Source organism: Spiroplasma endosymbiont of Apeira syringaria, from assembly GCF_964020205.1.
In the GTDB taxonomy this organism is placed as follows: Bacteria; Bacillota_I; Bacilli_A; order Mycoplasmatales; family VBWQ01; genus Spiroplasma_E; species Spiroplasma_E ixodetis_A.
The window spans coordinates 192,959-208,497 of sequence record NZ_OZ026543.1 but is presented as its reverse complement, the minus strand read 5'-3'; the positions used below and the strand labels follow the sequence as shown (position 1 = coordinate 208,497).

Annotated in this window: 23 protein-coding genes; 20 read left to right on the top strand and 3 right to left on the bottom strand. The window is 24.6% G+C overall.

The window, feature by feature from the left end; genetic code table 4:
- Position 1 precedes the first annotated feature (1 nt).
- From AACL02_RS01300 to AACL02_RS01290, 3 genes are all read left to right on the top strand, one after another.
- Entirely contained in the window at positions 2 to 439 is a 438-nt protein-coding gene (locus AACL02_RS01300) for a hypothetical protein (RefSeq protein WP_339042301.1), read from the top strand.
- Entirely contained in the window at positions 429 to 689 is a 261-nt protein-coding gene (locus tag AACL02_RS01295) for a hypothetical protein (RefSeq protein ID WP_339042299.1), read from the top strand. The genes AACL02_RS01300 and AACL02_RS01295 overlap by 11 nt, the downstream gene beginning before the upstream one ends.
- A 331-nt stretch (positions 690 to 1,020) precedes the next feature.
- Positions 1,021 to 1,320, top strand: a complete 300-nt coding sequence (locus AACL02_RS01290) for a hypothetical protein (RefSeq protein ID WP_339042297.1) — start codon at positions 1,021 to 1,023, stop codon at positions 1,318 to 1,320.
- Here AACL02_RS01290 and AACL02_RS01285 read toward each other — a convergent pair.
- Positions 1,306 to 2,061: an IS1595 family transposase gene (locus AACL02_RS01285; protein ID WP_339042295.1), complete on the bottom strand. Its 756-nt coding sequence runs from the start codon at positions 2,059 to 2,061 to the stop codon at positions 1,306 to 1,308. The genes AACL02_RS01290 and AACL02_RS01285 overlap by 15 nt on opposite strands.
- Positions 2,062 to 2,072: 11 nt before the next feature.
- Here AACL02_RS01285 and AACL02_RS01280 point away from each other — a divergent pair, with 11 nt between their 5' ends.
- The 12 genes from AACL02_RS01280 (at position 2,073) to AACL02_RS01225 (ending at position 9,450) form a co-directional block, all read left to right on the top strand.
- Positions 2,073 to 2,273, top strand: a complete 201-nt coding sequence (locus tag AACL02_RS01280) for a hypothetical protein (RefSeq protein ID WP_339042293.1) — start codon at positions 2,073 to 2,075, stop codon at positions 2,271 to 2,273.
- Positions 2,273 to 2,509, top strand: a complete 237-nt coding sequence (locus tag AACL02_RS01275) for a hypothetical protein (RefSeq protein ID WP_339042291.1) — start codon at positions 2,273 to 2,275, stop codon at positions 2,507 to 2,509. The genes AACL02_RS01280 and AACL02_RS01275 overlap by 1 nt, the downstream gene beginning before the upstream one ends.
- Positions 2,510 to 2,520: 11 nt before the next feature.
- A complete protein-coding gene (locus AACL02_RS01270) occupies positions 2,521 to 3,345 on the top strand; it encodes a hypothetical protein (protein WP_339042289.1) in 825 nt (274 codons plus the stop codon).
- Between the two features lie 15 nt (positions 3,346 to 3,360).
- The gene (locus AACL02_RS01265) at positions 3,361 to 3,519 is read left to right on the top strand and encodes a hypothetical protein (protein WP_281748786.1); all 159 of its coding nucleotides are present in this window, start codon (positions 3,361 to 3,363) and stop codon (positions 3,517 to 3,519) included.
- Between the two features lie 40 nt (positions 3,520 to 3,559).
- Positions 3,560 to 3,748: a hypothetical protein gene (locus AACL02_RS01260; RefSeq protein ID WP_281748785.1), complete on the top strand. Its 189-nt coding sequence runs from the start codon at positions 3,560 to 3,562 to the stop codon at positions 3,746 to 3,748.
- Between the two features lies 1 nt (position 3,749).
- On the top strand, positions 3,750 to 3,935 hold the full coding sequence (locus AACL02_RS01255; protein ID WP_339042287.1) for a hypothetical protein: 186 nt from the start codon (positions 3,750 to 3,752) through the stop codon (positions 3,933 to 3,935).
- Positions 3,936 to 4,089: 154 nt separating this feature from the next.
- A complete protein-coding gene (locus AACL02_RS01250) occupies positions 4,090 to 4,326 on the top strand; it encodes a hypothetical protein (RefSeq protein WP_339042285.1) in 237 nt (78 codons plus the stop codon).
- A gap of 141 nt (positions 4,327 to 4,467) precedes the next feature.
- A protein-coding gene (locus AACL02_RS01245) for an IS3 family transposase (protein WP_422397832.1) occupies positions 4,468 to 5,591 on the top strand; the annotation gives its coding sequence in 2 pieces (ribosomal slippage) (positions 4,468 to 4,744 and positions 4,744 to 5,591; 1,125 coding nt in all).
- A 79-nt stretch (positions 5,592 to 5,670) separates the two neighbouring features.
- Positions 5,671 to 6,219, top strand: a complete 549-nt coding sequence (locus tag AACL02_RS01240; RefSeq protein ID WP_339042283.1) for a hypothetical protein — start codon at positions 5,671 to 5,673, stop codon at positions 6,217 to 6,219.
- Positions 6,220 to 6,277: 58 nt separating this feature from the next.
- Entirely contained in the window at positions 6,278 to 6,916 is a 639-nt protein-coding gene (locus tag AACL02_RS01235) for a hypothetical protein (protein WP_339042281.1), read from the top strand.
- A complete protein-coding gene (locus AACL02_RS01230) occupies positions 6,828 to 7,649 on the top strand; it encodes an IS1595 family transposase (protein ID WP_281747836.1) in 822 nt (273 codons plus the stop codon). Before AACL02_RS01235 ends, AACL02_RS01230 begins: the two co-directional genes overlap by 89 nt.
- A 238-nt stretch (positions 7,650 to 7,887) precedes the next feature.
- Positions 7,888 to 9,450, top strand: coding sequence for a hypothetical protein (locus AACL02_RS01225; protein ID WP_339042279.1), 1,563 nt, complete (start codon positions 7,888 to 7,890; stop codon positions 9,448 to 9,450).
- A 194-nt stretch (positions 9,451 to 9,644) separates the two neighbouring features.
- On the opposite strand, the gene AACL02_RS01220 is transcribed toward AACL02_RS01225, so the two are convergent.
- Positions 9,645 to 10,157 (bottom strand): IS1595 family transposase, encoded by a 513-nt coding sequence (locus AACL02_RS01220; protein WP_339043471.1) that lies wholly within the window; start codon positions 10,155 to 10,157, stop codon positions 9,645 to 9,647.
- A gap of 385 nt (positions 10,158 to 10,542) precedes the next feature.
- On the opposite strand from AACL02_RS01220, the gene AACL02_RS01215 reads away from it, so the two are divergent.
- From AACL02_RS01215 to AACL02_RS01195, 5 genes are all read left to right on the top strand, one after another.
- Positions 10,543 to 10,716: a hypothetical protein gene (locus tag AACL02_RS01215; protein ID WP_339042277.1), complete on the top strand. Its 174-nt coding sequence runs from the start codon at positions 10,543 to 10,545 to the stop codon at positions 10,714 to 10,716.
- Positions 10,717 to 11,305: 589 nt separating this feature from the next.
- Entirely contained in the window at positions 11,306 to 12,127 is an 822-nt protein-coding gene (locus AACL02_RS01210; RefSeq protein ID WP_339042275.1) for an IS1595 family transposase, read from the top strand.
- Positions 12,128 to 12,336: 209 nt separating this feature from the next.
- Positions 12,337 to 12,780, top strand: coding sequence for a hypothetical protein (locus tag AACL02_RS01205; protein ID WP_339042272.1), 444 nt, complete (start codon positions 12,337 to 12,339; stop codon positions 12,778 to 12,780).
- Positions 12,781 to 12,999: 219 nt separating this feature from the next.
- The gene (locus AACL02_RS01200; protein ID WP_339042270.1) at positions 13,000 to 14,343 is read left to right on the top strand and encodes a hypothetical protein; all 1,344 of its coding nucleotides are present in this window, start codon (positions 13,000 to 13,002) and stop codon (positions 14,341 to 14,343) included.
- Entirely contained in the window at positions 14,255 to 15,076 is an 822-nt protein-coding gene (locus AACL02_RS01195) for an IS1595 family transposase (protein WP_339042268.1), read from the top strand. Before AACL02_RS01200 ends, AACL02_RS01195 begins: the two co-directional genes overlap by 89 nt.
- 186 nt (positions 15,077 to 15,262) lie before the next feature.
- Here the strand turns inward: AACL02_RS01195 and AACL02_RS01190 are convergent, their stop codons facing one another.
- Positions 15,263 to 15,517, bottom strand: coding sequence for a hypothetical protein (locus AACL02_RS01190; protein ID WP_339042266.1), 255 nt, complete (start codon positions 15,515 to 15,517; stop codon positions 15,263 to 15,265).
- Positions 15,518 to 15,539 lie beyond the last annotated feature (22 nt).

Genomic DNA, 15,539 nt, shown 5'->3' with positions numbered 1-15,539 from the left:
AATGCAATATGACTTAATTATTGGTATTGACCCCGCTGGTATTGGTAATAATGGAATTGTTATATATTCAAATGAAACCAATAATATTATTTTTAATGAAACATTTAAAACTAAAACAGTTTTAGAAAGTAAAAATTTGTATAAAAAATACTTTTTATTAATTAAAAAACATTCTGATAATAAAAAAATATTAGTTATTGTCGAAAATTTCTTTTTAAATTCAAAACAATTATTAACTAATCCATTAGCAACTCCTAAAACTATTGGTACATTAATGGTATTAGTAGAAGATGTTATGAATTGAGATTATTTAGGAAGTGAACCAAAAAATAAAACTAAAATAGAAAATTATAAAGGAAATATAAAATTAACAAAAAATGAACAATATGCATATAAACACATTCAATATTATTTAAGGAATTATAAAAATGAAAGATAAAGCCAATTATGTCAAATTAACAGTAAAACTCAGTAACAGTATTGAAGCAAAATATTACGAAAAAGGTAATAAAGGATTATATTATAGTGTTCGTGGACAATGAAATGGATTAAACTATGTTACTTTAATTTTTAACAATCCAAAACTTTATAACCGATGTATTTTATTAAACAAAAACGATGAAATTATAGTAACTGGTCAAATCTTTAATACTTTAAATATTCCTAAAATCGTGCATTTTGTTCAATAAATGTTAAATGATTTAAAAAATGAAAAGAGTAAAAAATGATATTATGAAAAATTTTATTAATAGTACCAATATTAATAACAAGCATAACACTAATAATATTTTTAATATTTATTAGTAAAGAATTAAAAAATGAATATAAAGTATTAAAAATATTAAGTGAAATTGCTAATCAAATTGAAAATAAGGAGAAATAATATGAAATATGAAGATAAATGTTCTATGTGCAATAAAGTAAAAGAAAACTTTTTATCCAATACCTGTAATAGTTGTTGATTAGAATCAGTTAATAAATGAAATAGAAGAAGTTGAAGAAATTTAGGAGACATTGATAATGAATAAAGAAAATATACCATGTTGTTTTAGTGAAGTTAATGAACTTGGTAAACATATAACAAATTGTAATAATTTACCAACAAAATTAGATAAAGATAATGTTCAAGTAAGATATTTTTGTGATAAACATATGATAAAAGTTGAAAATATAAGAAGAAAAATTGCCCAAAAATATATTAATGAATATAAAGAAAAATTAATGGCTTTTCTCCCTTTATGTACTATTTTAATTTTATCACATAAATGCTGAGAAAAGCCTATCTACGGACTTCTCCCCACATTTTTAAATCAAACATAGAATTACAGTTTCAAAACTAGGTATCTTGTTGAATTTATATGCAGCTTCTTTAGCATATAAATGAACATGATGTTTTGCAACTTTGATATGTGTTTTAAATGTTCTTCTTATATGTTTTCAAACTGATTCAATTTGGTTGGTATTTACACCAATTTTTGAAACATAGCCATCTTGATGGTTAACTGTTTCATGCTTAGTGAAAACTGATTTAAAATCGCAATATCCTTTTCAAGAATCAGTATATACAAGACATTTTGAAGAAATGTGGTTTTTTGCAAACTGCAAAAGATTTTTACTCTTTGCGTTTTTCAATACTTTCACAATTAAATTATTGGTTGTTTTTTGATAAATGCCAACAATCAAGGTTTTATTCACCAAGGATCTTCCTTGTTTTTTAAAACCCATATGTGAAAGATACATTTCATCAATTTGCACTGTACCTTCAACAATAAATTGAGGTTTTTGTTTTGCAATACGTGTTCTGATTTTATGAGTCATTCTTCAAGCAGTTTTCAAAGTCACTCCCAATTCTTTTGCAATATCTGTTGATGGAATTCCATGTTTGGTGTTTATTCATCTAAAGATAAGATAAAACCAAGATGTTAAAGATGTTTGTGACCTTGAAAATATGGTACCTGTGAGAATGCTAAATGTTGGATTACATTTTAAACATCTCATTCTTTTTAAATCAGAAGTATTCAAATTAAAACTAAAACACCTAATACATTTGTTTTCTTTCAAATTTGCTATATATGCAAGACATTGCTGTTAAGTTTGAAAAGCATTGTTGAATTCATTCAGTTTCATTATTCCCTCCACAAGTACATGTGGGGAGAAGTCCGAAATTAATTTTAGATATCGATGAAATTATAAATGATAAAAATCCACATAGAACTTATACAGAATATGTCTTTTCTTTAAAAGAAAGAATTGAAAATGGAGAATTTGACTAATGATAATATTACCTACTTTGTTTGAAAATAAAGATGAAATTGAAATATTTTCACCATTTCCAAAAGCAATTCATACAAGTAATGATATTAGAGCAATTATTTTAAGACAATACCCAAATGTTAAATCCAAACACATAATTGTTTCGGACCCAGAAAGTAATGTTGCATTAATAGTTGGTGATAATGATGTTTATCAAGGTTGAATTAAAGTAACAATTAAAAAATTAGAAAATTAAAGGAGAATAAAATGCCAAATATAGAAAATCAATCAAATTATACTTTAATTAAATTAATTAGAACTGGAATAAGTCCAATTTGTGCAATGATTGGTACAAGTGCTTATTATGGTCAAGTAATTGTAAATCCAGTATTAGGTTCAATTAATAGTTTATTATTTGGTAAAAAATTAGGTTTAGATATTTGAAATTTAAATCAAAGACCAAATACTAAAACTAAATTAATTAATAGTTCTAAAAAAATATTATTAGGTTTAGGAACAATTGGATTAGCAAATTATAGTAAATGAAGTGAAAATAATATTACTCCTATTATTCCAAAAACACCAACTCCAATAACTACTACAACTACAACAGAAGGTCCTCCATGATTACTATTAAATAAACAAGAAAATCAGTCATTAATGGATTGAGATACTTATATTAGTTTAAATGCTTATGGTATATCAAATCTTATCAGTGGATTAACTGAATTAATTCCTAATAGATTTGAAACAATAAGAAAGATTTGTAATATGGCTACTGGTGGTTGTTTAATTTCTAGTGGTGTAGCAATGGGTATTAATAATGATTTTAATAATGCTTATGCAGTACCTACCATAATTGCTGGTGCAAGTGAAATAATCCATAATTTACTACCAATGGAAACAACTAATCATATTCAAGAAATGCAAGAAACTTCATTTAATAATGAAACTGCAACATTAATTAATGATAATAGATTCACAATTAATAGTGAAACAACTAGTCAATATGGTAGTGATAATATGAGCGAAGTACCATTAAATAATGATAATACTTCATTAAATTGAGATTATAATCACATGAGTTTATAAAGGAGGTGAAAAATAATGAATAAAGAAAAATTACTTGAATATTACAATGATAAATTAAAACAACATGAAAAAGATTTAGAAGATATACGACTGAATGAACGTTTAATTGCAAATCTTTTAATGGATGCAAAATGTATGATTGAAAGAATTAATAAAGGTGAATTTGATGAATAATCAAAAATAAATAATAAATAATTGAAAGGAAAATATTGAAATGAAAGAATTTTTACATGAATTAATAATTATTGGAACAAGTGTTGGAACATTAATTTGCAGAGAAATTATTGTTTTATTAAAAAAATTTATTACAACTCCAAAACATGTTAGAGCAAATAACAAAATTATAAAACATCAAAAAAAATTAGCAAAATTAAATGAAAAGATTAATAAAGGAGAAAAATAATATGACAAAAATTGAATTTAATGAAAAATATAGAAAACAAGATATTAGTATTGATAGATATTTTGATTTACATATTGATAATTGTTTTAAATTTTCTGATATTGATACATTAGAAAATGCAGTTAATGATTATAAAAAATTAATAAGTGAAATGCCACAATTAGTTAAAGATTGATTATTGGGATAAGATTAGGAGAATATTAAATGTTAGAAAATGAAAATAATGTTCAACAAACAACTGAACTTTTAACTGAAAATAAAAACCGAAAGAACAGGAGGAAAAAGTTAATGAAGCAGAAAATAAGTTAAATAAACTTAATCAAGAAATTAAAGAAAAAGAAATGATTAATATATTTAAAAAATATCAAGTTAAAACTGAATTTTATGATTATTTAAAATTTAAAACTAATAATTTAGAAAATTCAAAAATTGAAGAAACTATTAAAAAAATGATTAAAGAACAACCAGTATTTAAAGAAACAATTAATACAGGTGGCAAACCACAAACAATAATAACAAATCAACCAAATTCAATAAAAAATGCTTTATTGGATTATAAAAATAAAAATAAATTATAAGTAAGGAAAATAAAAAATGGCAGTACCATTCAAACAAAATTTAGATAATACCGAAAAATTAGTAGAAGCACCAGAATTTATTGGATGGGTTACACTTTATTGGACACTAATTACATAGACAAGTGAACAAAGAAAGGAACTATAATTATTGCCAATATTAACTCATATACCGATGAATTTAAAAAACAAATAGTAGCTTTATATCAAAGTGGCAAATCAGTATCTTGCCTTGTTAAAGAATATAATGTTACAAGAGCAGCTACTTACAATTGAATTAAGCAATTTACTAATTCAGGTAGTTTTAAAACTAAAGATAATCGTTCTGTTGAAGAAAATGAATTAATTAAATTAAGAAAAGAATTAAAACAATTAAGAATGGAAAATGATATTTTAAAGCAAGCAGCACTAATAATAGGCAGAAAGTAGAGATTATTGCAAATAATAAATCTAAATATAAAATTCGCACAATGTGTCATTTTTTAAAACTCTCTAAATCAACATATTATTTTAATTTAAAGAAAAAAAATAAAATTCAAAATAATATTTATGAACAAGCTGTTATTAGTGCTTTTAAAAAAAATAAAGAAGTTTATGGTACTAGAAGATTAAAAGTCATTCTAGAAAACCAAGAAATTTATTTATCAAGACGAAAAATTAAAGAAATTATGAATAAACATAATTTAATATCAAAATACACTAAATTATCATTCAAAAATTATCATAATAAAGTCAATGATAGTCAAATAACCAATCTTGTTAATAGAAACTTTAATAATAGAGTTAAAAATGAAGTTATTGTTAGTGATTTAACTTATGTTCAAGTAAATGGTAAGTGAAACTATATTTGTTTATTAATTGACCTATTTAACCGCGAAATAATTGGACATAGTGTAGGTACTAAAAAAGATGCATCATTAGTATATCAAGCATTTATGCACTCAAATCGCTGTTTAAAAGATATTCAAATATTTCATAGTGATCGCGGTAATGAATTTAATAATAAAATTATTGATAAACTTTTACTAGCATTCAATATTAATCGCTCTTTAAGCAAAAAAGGTTGTCCTTATGATAACGCTGTTGCTGAAGCAACCTTTAAAACTTTCAAAACCGAATTTATTAATGATAAAAATTTTACATCATTAATCCAATTAAAATTAGAATTATTTGATTACATCAATTGATATAACAACATAAGAATTCACGGCACTTTAAACTACTTAACTCCAGTTAATTATCAAAAACAAATGTCTACCAAAAAATAGTCCTAAAAAGGGTTGCCATTCCATTATATAATTTTTTAAACAATCAAATAGTCCATGGGCAAGTTTTTTTCCTATCGAAATGGTTAATTCAACAAGAATTGAATTTATAGTTAAAAAACCAAAAGACCCAAAAGTTAAAGTTCTTAAATGAAATGATAAGAGTAAAAGAATAGATGTCGGATATGCTGATACAGATAAAATTATTAAAGAAATTACAGAAGAAGCTGTTGCTGGCGAAATAATTGCAGCAAAAGATTTATTAGTAGAAAATGGACAAAATTTATTACAAAGTATGCAATATGAAGTTGCTAATGATTTAGCAGATTATTTAGCTAATAACAATACTAATGTAATTGCAAAATATGCAATTAAATTTATGATTGAAAAATCAACAGAACCAAAATCACAAGCAATTAAATATGTAGAAGCAATGTTGGGGGCATGAAATACATTATTTCAATATAGAAATATTGCAAATTGTAGATTCTTTATTACTAATGCTCTTTATGATAGTATAGTTTACTTGGCAGATAATAAAGGTTTAATTACTGATAATGAAATTGCACAACAATTAAGATTAAATGGTAATTATTTATATATTAAAAGAAATTATTCATATAGCACATAGAAAAACTAAAACAAAAACTAAACATTATAAAAAAGCATTTTTTAAGGAATGATAAAATATGATTAATAAACTTTGAACTGATGTCAGTTTAGAAAATTATAATAACTGATATCCATTAACTGGAAAAATTACAGAAACGCCACAGCAATATATACAAACATGACCTAATGTTAATGATTGATTTAAAACTTTTGCTATTCGTGCTCAAAATGATATTAATGCTTATCTTGATTTTATTTTATCTAAATTTCCTTTTGATAGTTTTAAAGATGAATTAATTAAAGAAACATTAAGAGATATGGTTTATGTAATGGTAGAACATTGAGTATTTAATCGTACACCAATTGAATTTAATGTTGATGCAACTATTCAATTTAATAATGGTAATCAATTTAGTGCAAATAGTACTCCTACGATTAATGTTTGAGATTTAGCACCAAGTAGAATGAAAATATGAGCAAGATTAACAGAATTAAAACAAATATTTTCAAGTTATAATGATGATGAAATAGATGTTGAAAAAATTGATTTAAAAGCATTTTATACTAGAAATCAAGTTGATGAATTAATTAACGGACTTCTCCCCACATGTACTTGTGGAGGGAATAATGAAACTGAATGAATTCAACAATGCTTTTCAAACTGAACAGCAATGTCTTGCATATATAGCAAATTTGAAAGAAAACAAATGTATTAGGTGTTTTAATTTTAATTTGAATACTTCTGATTTAAAAAGAATGAGATGTTTAAAATGTAATCAAACATTTAGCATTCTCACAGGCACCATATTTTCAAGGTCACAAACATCTTTAACATCTTGGTTTTATCTTATCTTTAGATGAATAAACACCAAACATGGAATTCCATCAACAGATATTGCAAAAGAATTGGGAGTGACTTTGAAAACTGCTTGAAGAATGACTCATAAAATCAGAACACGTATTGCAAAACAAAAACCTCAATTTATTGTTGAAGGTACAGTGCAAATTGATGAAATGTATCTTTCACATATGGGTTTTAAAAAACAAGGAAGATCCTTGGTGAATAAAACCTTGATTGTTGGCATTTATCAAAAAACAACCAATAATTTAATTGTGAAAGTATTGAAAAACGCAAAGAGTAAAAATCTTTTGCAGTTTGCAAAAAACCACATTTCTTCAAAATGTCTTGTATATACTGATTCTTGAAAAGGATATTGCGATTTTAAATCAGTTTTCACTAAGCATGAAACAGTTAACCATCAAGATGGCTATGTTTCAAAAATTGGTGTAAATACCAACCAAATTGAATCAGTTTGAAAACATATAAGAAGAACATTTAAAACACATATCAAAGTTGCAAAACATCATGTTCATTTATATGCTAAAGAAGCTGCATATAAATTCAACAAGATACCTAGTTTTGAAACTGTAATTCTATGTTTGATTTAAAAATGTGGGGAGAAGTCCGTAGATAGGCTTTTCTCAGCATTTATGTGATAAAATTAAAATAGTACATAAAGGGAGAAAAGCCTTAATTAAAGAACAAAAAGAATTTACATTATTAAAACAAATTAAATTATATGATGATTTAGTTGATGATAATGAAAATGAAATATATAGAGGTCCTGTTAGTAAATTTATTAATAAAGGTTATGTTGCAACTGATTATGATAAAGAAACTGAAACAATGATTTTAGATTGACCTGATGAAATTGGCACATTACCACCCGAAGCTTTACAAAACAATCCACAAATTGGTGATTATACACATGCTGCAACATGTGATTTTTCTGCTAAACAACAAAAAAGAATTAATACAAATGAGAATAATATAACTAAATTGAATAATGAATTAACTAAAACTAATGAAAGTATTGATGATATTAAAAATAATTGATTTAATATTGAAACTAGCCCATTATGAAAGAAAATTGATAATAATGACTTATATACAAACAAATGATATATTGTTCCTTGAACTTATGTTTATTTTGATAGTAAGCAATTAAGTAGTTCTGTTTCAAAATTAACAAAAGTTATTATTGAATATAATTTGACAAAAGAGCAAATGTTCATTGTTGTTGAAAAAATTATTGTTGAAGATAATATTAACATTACACTTTCTTTTGATTTTAATACTAAAAATTTTATAGTACAAACTTCATCTACAAAATATAAAGGTTGATTAGATAATAATAAATTATATCAATATATTGGAAATGGTACACCAATTGAATTTATAGCAGCAGAAAATACTGAACGTGATTATTATACAAAAATAGAAACTAATGACTTATTAGATAAAAAACAAGATAAATTGATTCAAGGTGAAAATATTACTATTGATGAAAATAATAAAATTAGTGCTACTAGTAGTGGTAATGTAGATGAAAATAGAATATTTAATAATAAAGAAGATAAAAATACTACTACTGATTTAATAAATAAAGTAATTAAAAAAGGAATAAAAACATTAACTTATAGAGATAATCCTAGTGTAACAGATGATTTAGATATTCCAAATAAAAAATATGTTGATGATAAATTAGAAGATACAAAATCATTATTTCCAATTGCTTTTTCTATGAATGCTATTGGTCAAGAAATTCCTAATTTAGAAACTACTAATAAAACTGTTGTTAGTGCTATTAATGAACTTAAAAATAAAGATTTTAATTTAACTATTGATAAATTAAAACCATTTTTTAGTGATGAAATTTTTGTTATTCAAGAAAAAATAAATGAAGTTTTAGAAGAAAAAGTTTTTAAAATTAATCCAATTTTTATTTTAAATCTTTTAAAGAGTGCTTCTATTAAAGAATTACAAACTTATAATAAAACTATAGTTGATGCAGTTAATGAATTACATAAAAGAGTTTGAATACTTGAAGGTGATTTTGTAAAATTATCAAATGAATTACATGAAGATGAAAAGAAAATGATAAATAATGGTAATTGAAAAGAAGTAGGAACAAAAGTTAATATAAATCATATTAAATATACTTTTAAATCAAATACTAAATATAAAATTTATTATAATTTTGAAAGCCAATTCAGTAATAAAAAATTTGCTTTTATTTGTAAAGAATTTTTATATGGTGAATTAAATACTGATGTTCAAACTTTGGATTGAGATAATATTAATGGTAGAATAATGCTTTCTTTACAAATGCAGAATGATACAATTGCTATTGTTAGTGACCCTTCAAGATTTGGCCAACTTTTAAAATTAGAAGAATTACAGGAATAATATTATGATTTGAAAAATTATAAAAGTGATTTTAGGTTTAATAGGATTTTTATTATCTTCTGCAGTTGCTGGTTTAATTATATTTATTATTGTAAAAATTGTATTAAAAATTGGCTTTTCTCCCTTTATGTACTATTTTAATTTTATCACATAAATGCTGAGAAAAGCCTATCTACGGACTTCTCCCCACATTTTTAAATCAAACATAGAATTACAGTTTCAAAACTAGTTATCTTGTTGAATTTATATGCAGCTTCTTTAGCATATAAATGAACATGATGTTTTGCAACTTTGATATGTGTTTTAAATGTTCTTCTTATATGTTTTCAAACTGATTCAATTTGGTTGGTATTTACACCAATTTTTGAAACATAGCCATCTTGATGGTTAACTGTTTCATGCTTAGTGAAAACTGATTTAAAATCGCAATATCCTTTTCAATAATCAGTATATACAAGACATTTTGAAGAAATGTGGTTTTTTGCAAACTGCAAAAGATTTTTACTCTTTGCGTTTTTCAATACTTTCACAATTAAATTATTGGTTGTTTTTTGATAAATGCCAACAATCAAGGTTTTATTCACCAAGGATCTTCCTTGTTTTTTAAAACCCATATGTGAAAGATACATTTCATCAATTTGCACTGTACCTTCAACAATAAATTGAGGTTTTTGTTTTGCAATACGTGTTCTGATTTTATGAGTCATTCTTCAAGCAGTTTTCAAAGTCACTCCCAATTCTTTTGCAATATCTGTTGATGGAATTCCATGTTTGGTGTTTATTCATCTAAAGATAAGATAAAACCAAGATGTTAAAGATGTTTGTGACCTTGAAAATATGGTGCCTGTGAGAATGCTAAATGTTTGATTACATTTTAAACATCTCATTCTTTTTAAATCAGAAGTATTCAAATTAAAACTAAAACACCTAATACATTTGTTTTCTTTCAAATTTGCTATATATGCAAGACATTGCTGTTCAGTTTGAAAAGCATTGTTGAATTCATTCAGTTTCATTATTCCCTCCACAAGTACATGTGGGGAGAAGTCCGTAAAAATTAATCAAATATTTTAAGGAAAGGTGTTGAATATTATGTTAGGTAGATTTTTTAGAAAAGATAAAACAAATACTAGTGATAATCAAAATGAAAAAGTAAAATTTTTAACTAATAAAAATAAAAGTACGCATGCTTCAATTTTAAATTATTTTGGTTTTAATGATTTTAATCATGAAACTTATTTCACTGATTTTGTAGCAGAAAAATAATGCTAATTTATATAATGCTCCATTAGATATTAATAATGAAACTATTAAACAATATTTAATTCAACAAGAATTTTATAGAAAAAATTGAAATTCTATTTTTAAATTAAGTAAATTAGGAATTAGTGGTTATTTAATTTTTATTGCTAATGATGATTTATATTTTCAAGTTGTTGATATACAACAAAGAGTTTATGATATTACTGGTAAATTAATTCAATGTACTATTTTTTATGATAGTTATGAGCAAAATGCACAAATGGTAAGATTATTTGAAGTTTATACATTAAATAATGAACAAGTAACTATTAATCGTGCAATTTATAGTATTAGCGATAATAAAAAACAATTTCCCTTAAATTTTAAATCATTTATTAATAATCCTAATTTAGAACAAGAACAAACATTAAATATTAATTATATACCAATAGCAATTATGAGAAATAAAGCAAATGAATTAGCAGATTGTAATAAAGTAATGGATAAAATTAAAGCGTTAGATGTTATTTATGAACAAATTGTTTTAGATACCATTTTAAATTCACCTAAATTTATTTCGGACTTCTCCCCACATGTACTTGTGGAGGGAATAATGAAACTGAATGAATTCAACAATGCTTTTCAAACTGAACAGCAATGTCTTGCATATATAGCAAATTTGAAAGAAAACAAATGTATTAGGTGTTTTAGTTTTAATTTGAATACTTCTGATTTAAAAAGAATGAGATGTTTAAAATGTAATCAAACATTTAGCATTCTCACAGGCACCATATTTTCAAGGTCACAAACATCTTTAACATCTTGGTTTTATCTTATCTTTAGATGAATAAACACCAAACATGGAATTCCATCAACAGATATTGCAAAAGAATTGGGAGTGACTTTGAAAACTGCTTGAAGAATGACTCATAAAATCAGAACACGTATTGCAAAACAAAAACATCAATTTATTGTTGAAGGTACAGTGCAAATTGATGAAATGTATCTTTCACATATGGGTTTTAAAAAACAAGGAAGATCCTTGGTGAATAAAACCTTGATTGTTGGCATTTATCAAAAAACAACCAATAATTTAATTGTGAAAGTATTGAAAAACGCAAAGAGTAAAAATCTTTTGCAGTTTGCAAAAAACCACATTTCTTCAAAATGTCTTGTATATACTGATTCTTGAAAAGGATATTGCGATTTTAAATCAGTTTTCACTAAGCATGAAACAGTTAACCATCAAGATGGCTATGTTTCAAAAATTGGTGTAAATACCAACCAAATTGAATCAGTTTGAAAACATATAAGAAGAACATTTAAAACACATATCAAAGTTGCAAAACATCATGTTCATTTATATGCTAAAGAAGCTGCATATAAATTCAACAAGATACCTAGTTTTGAAACTGTAATTCTATGTTTGATTTAAAAATGTGGGGAGAAGTCCGTAGATAGGCTTTTCTCAGCATTTATGTGATAAAATTAAAATAGTACATAAAGGGAGAAAAGCCATTTATTTTTAATCAAACTTATGGTAATGTTCAATCAACATTAGAACAAGCAGTAAGAGAATTAGTTACTAAAAATTATTTATTTAAAAGTGGCGGAGATAATAACGAAAAAAATGAAAATATTAATATGACAAGTAGTAATTTTAAAGGTAAAAATTTAACTGATATATATGATTGAAATGTTAATGAAATATTTAAACGTTGTGGTATTCATATACCAAGTCAAAAAAAGTCAGCACAACAATCAGTTCCCGAAAGTACAGCAGTAAATATTTCAACCATTAATTATATTGAACAAAAATTATGACAATTTAATATTGATATTCTTAAATTTATTCAAATATTAGTACGTATGGATAAAGATTTATTAAATAGTAAAACATTTAATATTAATGATGAACAAGAAATTAATAATTTAACTGTTAAATTAAAATTATTTAATCCCGAAAATAACCAACGGACTTCTCCCCACATGTACTTGTGGGGAGAAGTCCGATTGATAATTTATATATCATTAATAATTATTCACAACCTTATCAAAATCAAAAAACAAGAAGTAATAAAAGTATAACTATTATTAAAATTAAAGATTTTAAAACAAGAGATGGTTATCCAATAATTATTAAATTACAAAAACCATTAGACAAAGATACAAAAGTAACTGGTTTAAAAATTAAAGCCCCTAGAAGCATGATTTTTGGCAATATAAAGGTACTTGGTGAAGTTGACAATATAGGAAGTATACCCAAAGTTATTTGTTAAAGATAAGATAGCATTTCCGCTGTTATCAATGCCTATTGAAACTCAACCAAAAGTTAGAATATTACAACAATGATTTAGTGAACAAATATTACCTTTAAATCTAGCAAAACAATTTATTGCTCAAGAAAAATCAGTTTTAGACTTAATTGCTATTGGTGGTGGAAGTGAAACAAGAAAAGAAATTATTAATAATGCAAGAGTAACTAATGCTAAATTAGGTTATGATGTTACTAAAAATTTAAAAGTATGACCATTAGCCGATGAAATAGAATTAAAAGATAAAAAATTAGAATCATGATTTTTAGTAGGTAACTATAATTTATTTATTTCTACAACTAATAAATTTCATGATGTTGAGCTTGAAATAAAAGATAGACCACCAATTGATAGTTTACAAAAAGTATTATTAGACATGTTAACTTATACATATAGTTATAATAGAAACTTTGATGGTTTTGACCCATCACATCTTGAACAAAAAATATCACAATTACGTGCAAAATTTGAAGGACAAAAACCTGAAGAAGTAATTAGCAATTTGTTTAAACAATGAAAATTAGATTACCCAAATTATGTAAATTTACCACAAGTACAAATACTTAAAAAAATAATTATTATGTTATCAAATAATATTTATTCAAGTATGTCAATTAATAAAGGTTTAAATGATGATAATAAAATTTTATTACCTTATTATTTTGAATTAAAATCAAATCCAATTCATAGAAATCCTGATGAAGTCTGAGAGTTTAAAGATGTAAAAGTAATATTAAAATCTCAATATTTTGATTTTACAGATATAAATAATATTAAATTAAAAAATAATGACATTAGCCAAAATGAATTATTCAAATTAGATGATAACCAATTTAACTGACTATCTATAATTAATGAATTAGAAAGTAATAACATACCTTCATTAATTCCAGCTGATTGAACATTAGGTAATGGTGAATATGGCAAATACTTTACAAGAGCAATTATTGGAAAAATAAAAATTGAAAATGCTTTAAATTTATATGGTTCTAATAAATCTCAATTATTTTCCAAATTAGAATTTTCTAAAGAAATTTCACAAATTGATAATGACAATAAATTTGAATTACAAATTGAAAATCCTATTAATAATTTAAATAGGATTGAAATCAGCGGAATATTTGGTGCCGGTAATTATGATTTAATTTTGGCTTTTCTCCCTTTATGTACTATTTTAATTTTATCACATAAATGCTGAGAAAAGCCTATCTACGGACTTCTCCCCACATGTACTTGTGGAGGGAATAATGAAACTGAATGAATTCAACAATGCTTTTCAAACTGAACAGCAATGTCTTGCATATATAGCAAATTTGAAAGAAAACAAATGTATTAGGTTTTTTAATTTTAATTTGAATACTTCTGATTTAAAAAGAATGAGATGTTTAAAATGTAATCAAACATTTAGCATTCTCACAGGCACCATATTTTCAAGGTCACAAACATCTTTAACATCTTGGTTTTATCTTATCTTTAGATGAATAAACACCAAACATGGAATTCCATCAACAGATATTGCAAAAGAATTGGGAGTGACTTTGAAAACTGCTTGAAGAATGACTCATAAAATCAGAACACGTATTGCAAAACAAAAACCTCAATTTATTGTTGAAGGTACAGTGCAAATTGATGAAATGTATCTTTCACATATGGGTTTTAAAAAACAAGGAAGATCCTTGGTGAATAAAACCTTGATTGTTGGCATTTATCAAAAAACAACCAATAATTTAATTGTGAAAGTATTGAAAAACGCAAAGAGTAAAAATCTTTTGCAGTTTGCAAAAAACCACATTTCTTCAAAATGTCTTGTATATACTGATTCTTGAAAAGGATATTGCGATTTTAAATCAGTTTTCACTAAGCATGAAACAGTTAACCATCAAGATGGCTATGTTTCAAAAATTGGTGTAAATACCAACCAAATTGAATCAGTTTGAAAACATATAAGAAGAACATTTAAAACACATATCAAAGTTGCAAAACATCATGTTCATTTATATGCTAAAGAAGCTGCATATAAATTCAACAAGATACCTAGTTTTGAAACTGTAATTCTATGTTTGATTTAAAAATGTGGGGAGAAGTCCGTAGATAGGCTTTTCTCAGCATTTATGTGATAAAATTAAAATAGTAAATAAAGGGAGAAAAGCCTAAAATTAATCATACTATTTGAATTTTTCTATTATTTTTCATAATAAACCATTTTATTTAGATTTTCTTATTAAAATATCCATTAGGATAAATACCATCTCATTTTACATCACTTTTAGATGCAGAATTAATTGAAATATATAAATATATTTTATGAATATCATCTTTTTTTTCTGACCATATCGTTGTACAAGCCCCCCCCAGTGGACCTTACCATCATAATCTAAAAAATATTGTAAATTATTTGTTTTGTGATGTGTTATTGAACCAATTATTAAACCAGTTACTCCACTTATTGCACCAGTTAGTGCTAATGCTAATGTTATTTTACTTAAATTTGTTTTTATTCATGTTTTCATATTAAATTACTCCTTACTTATA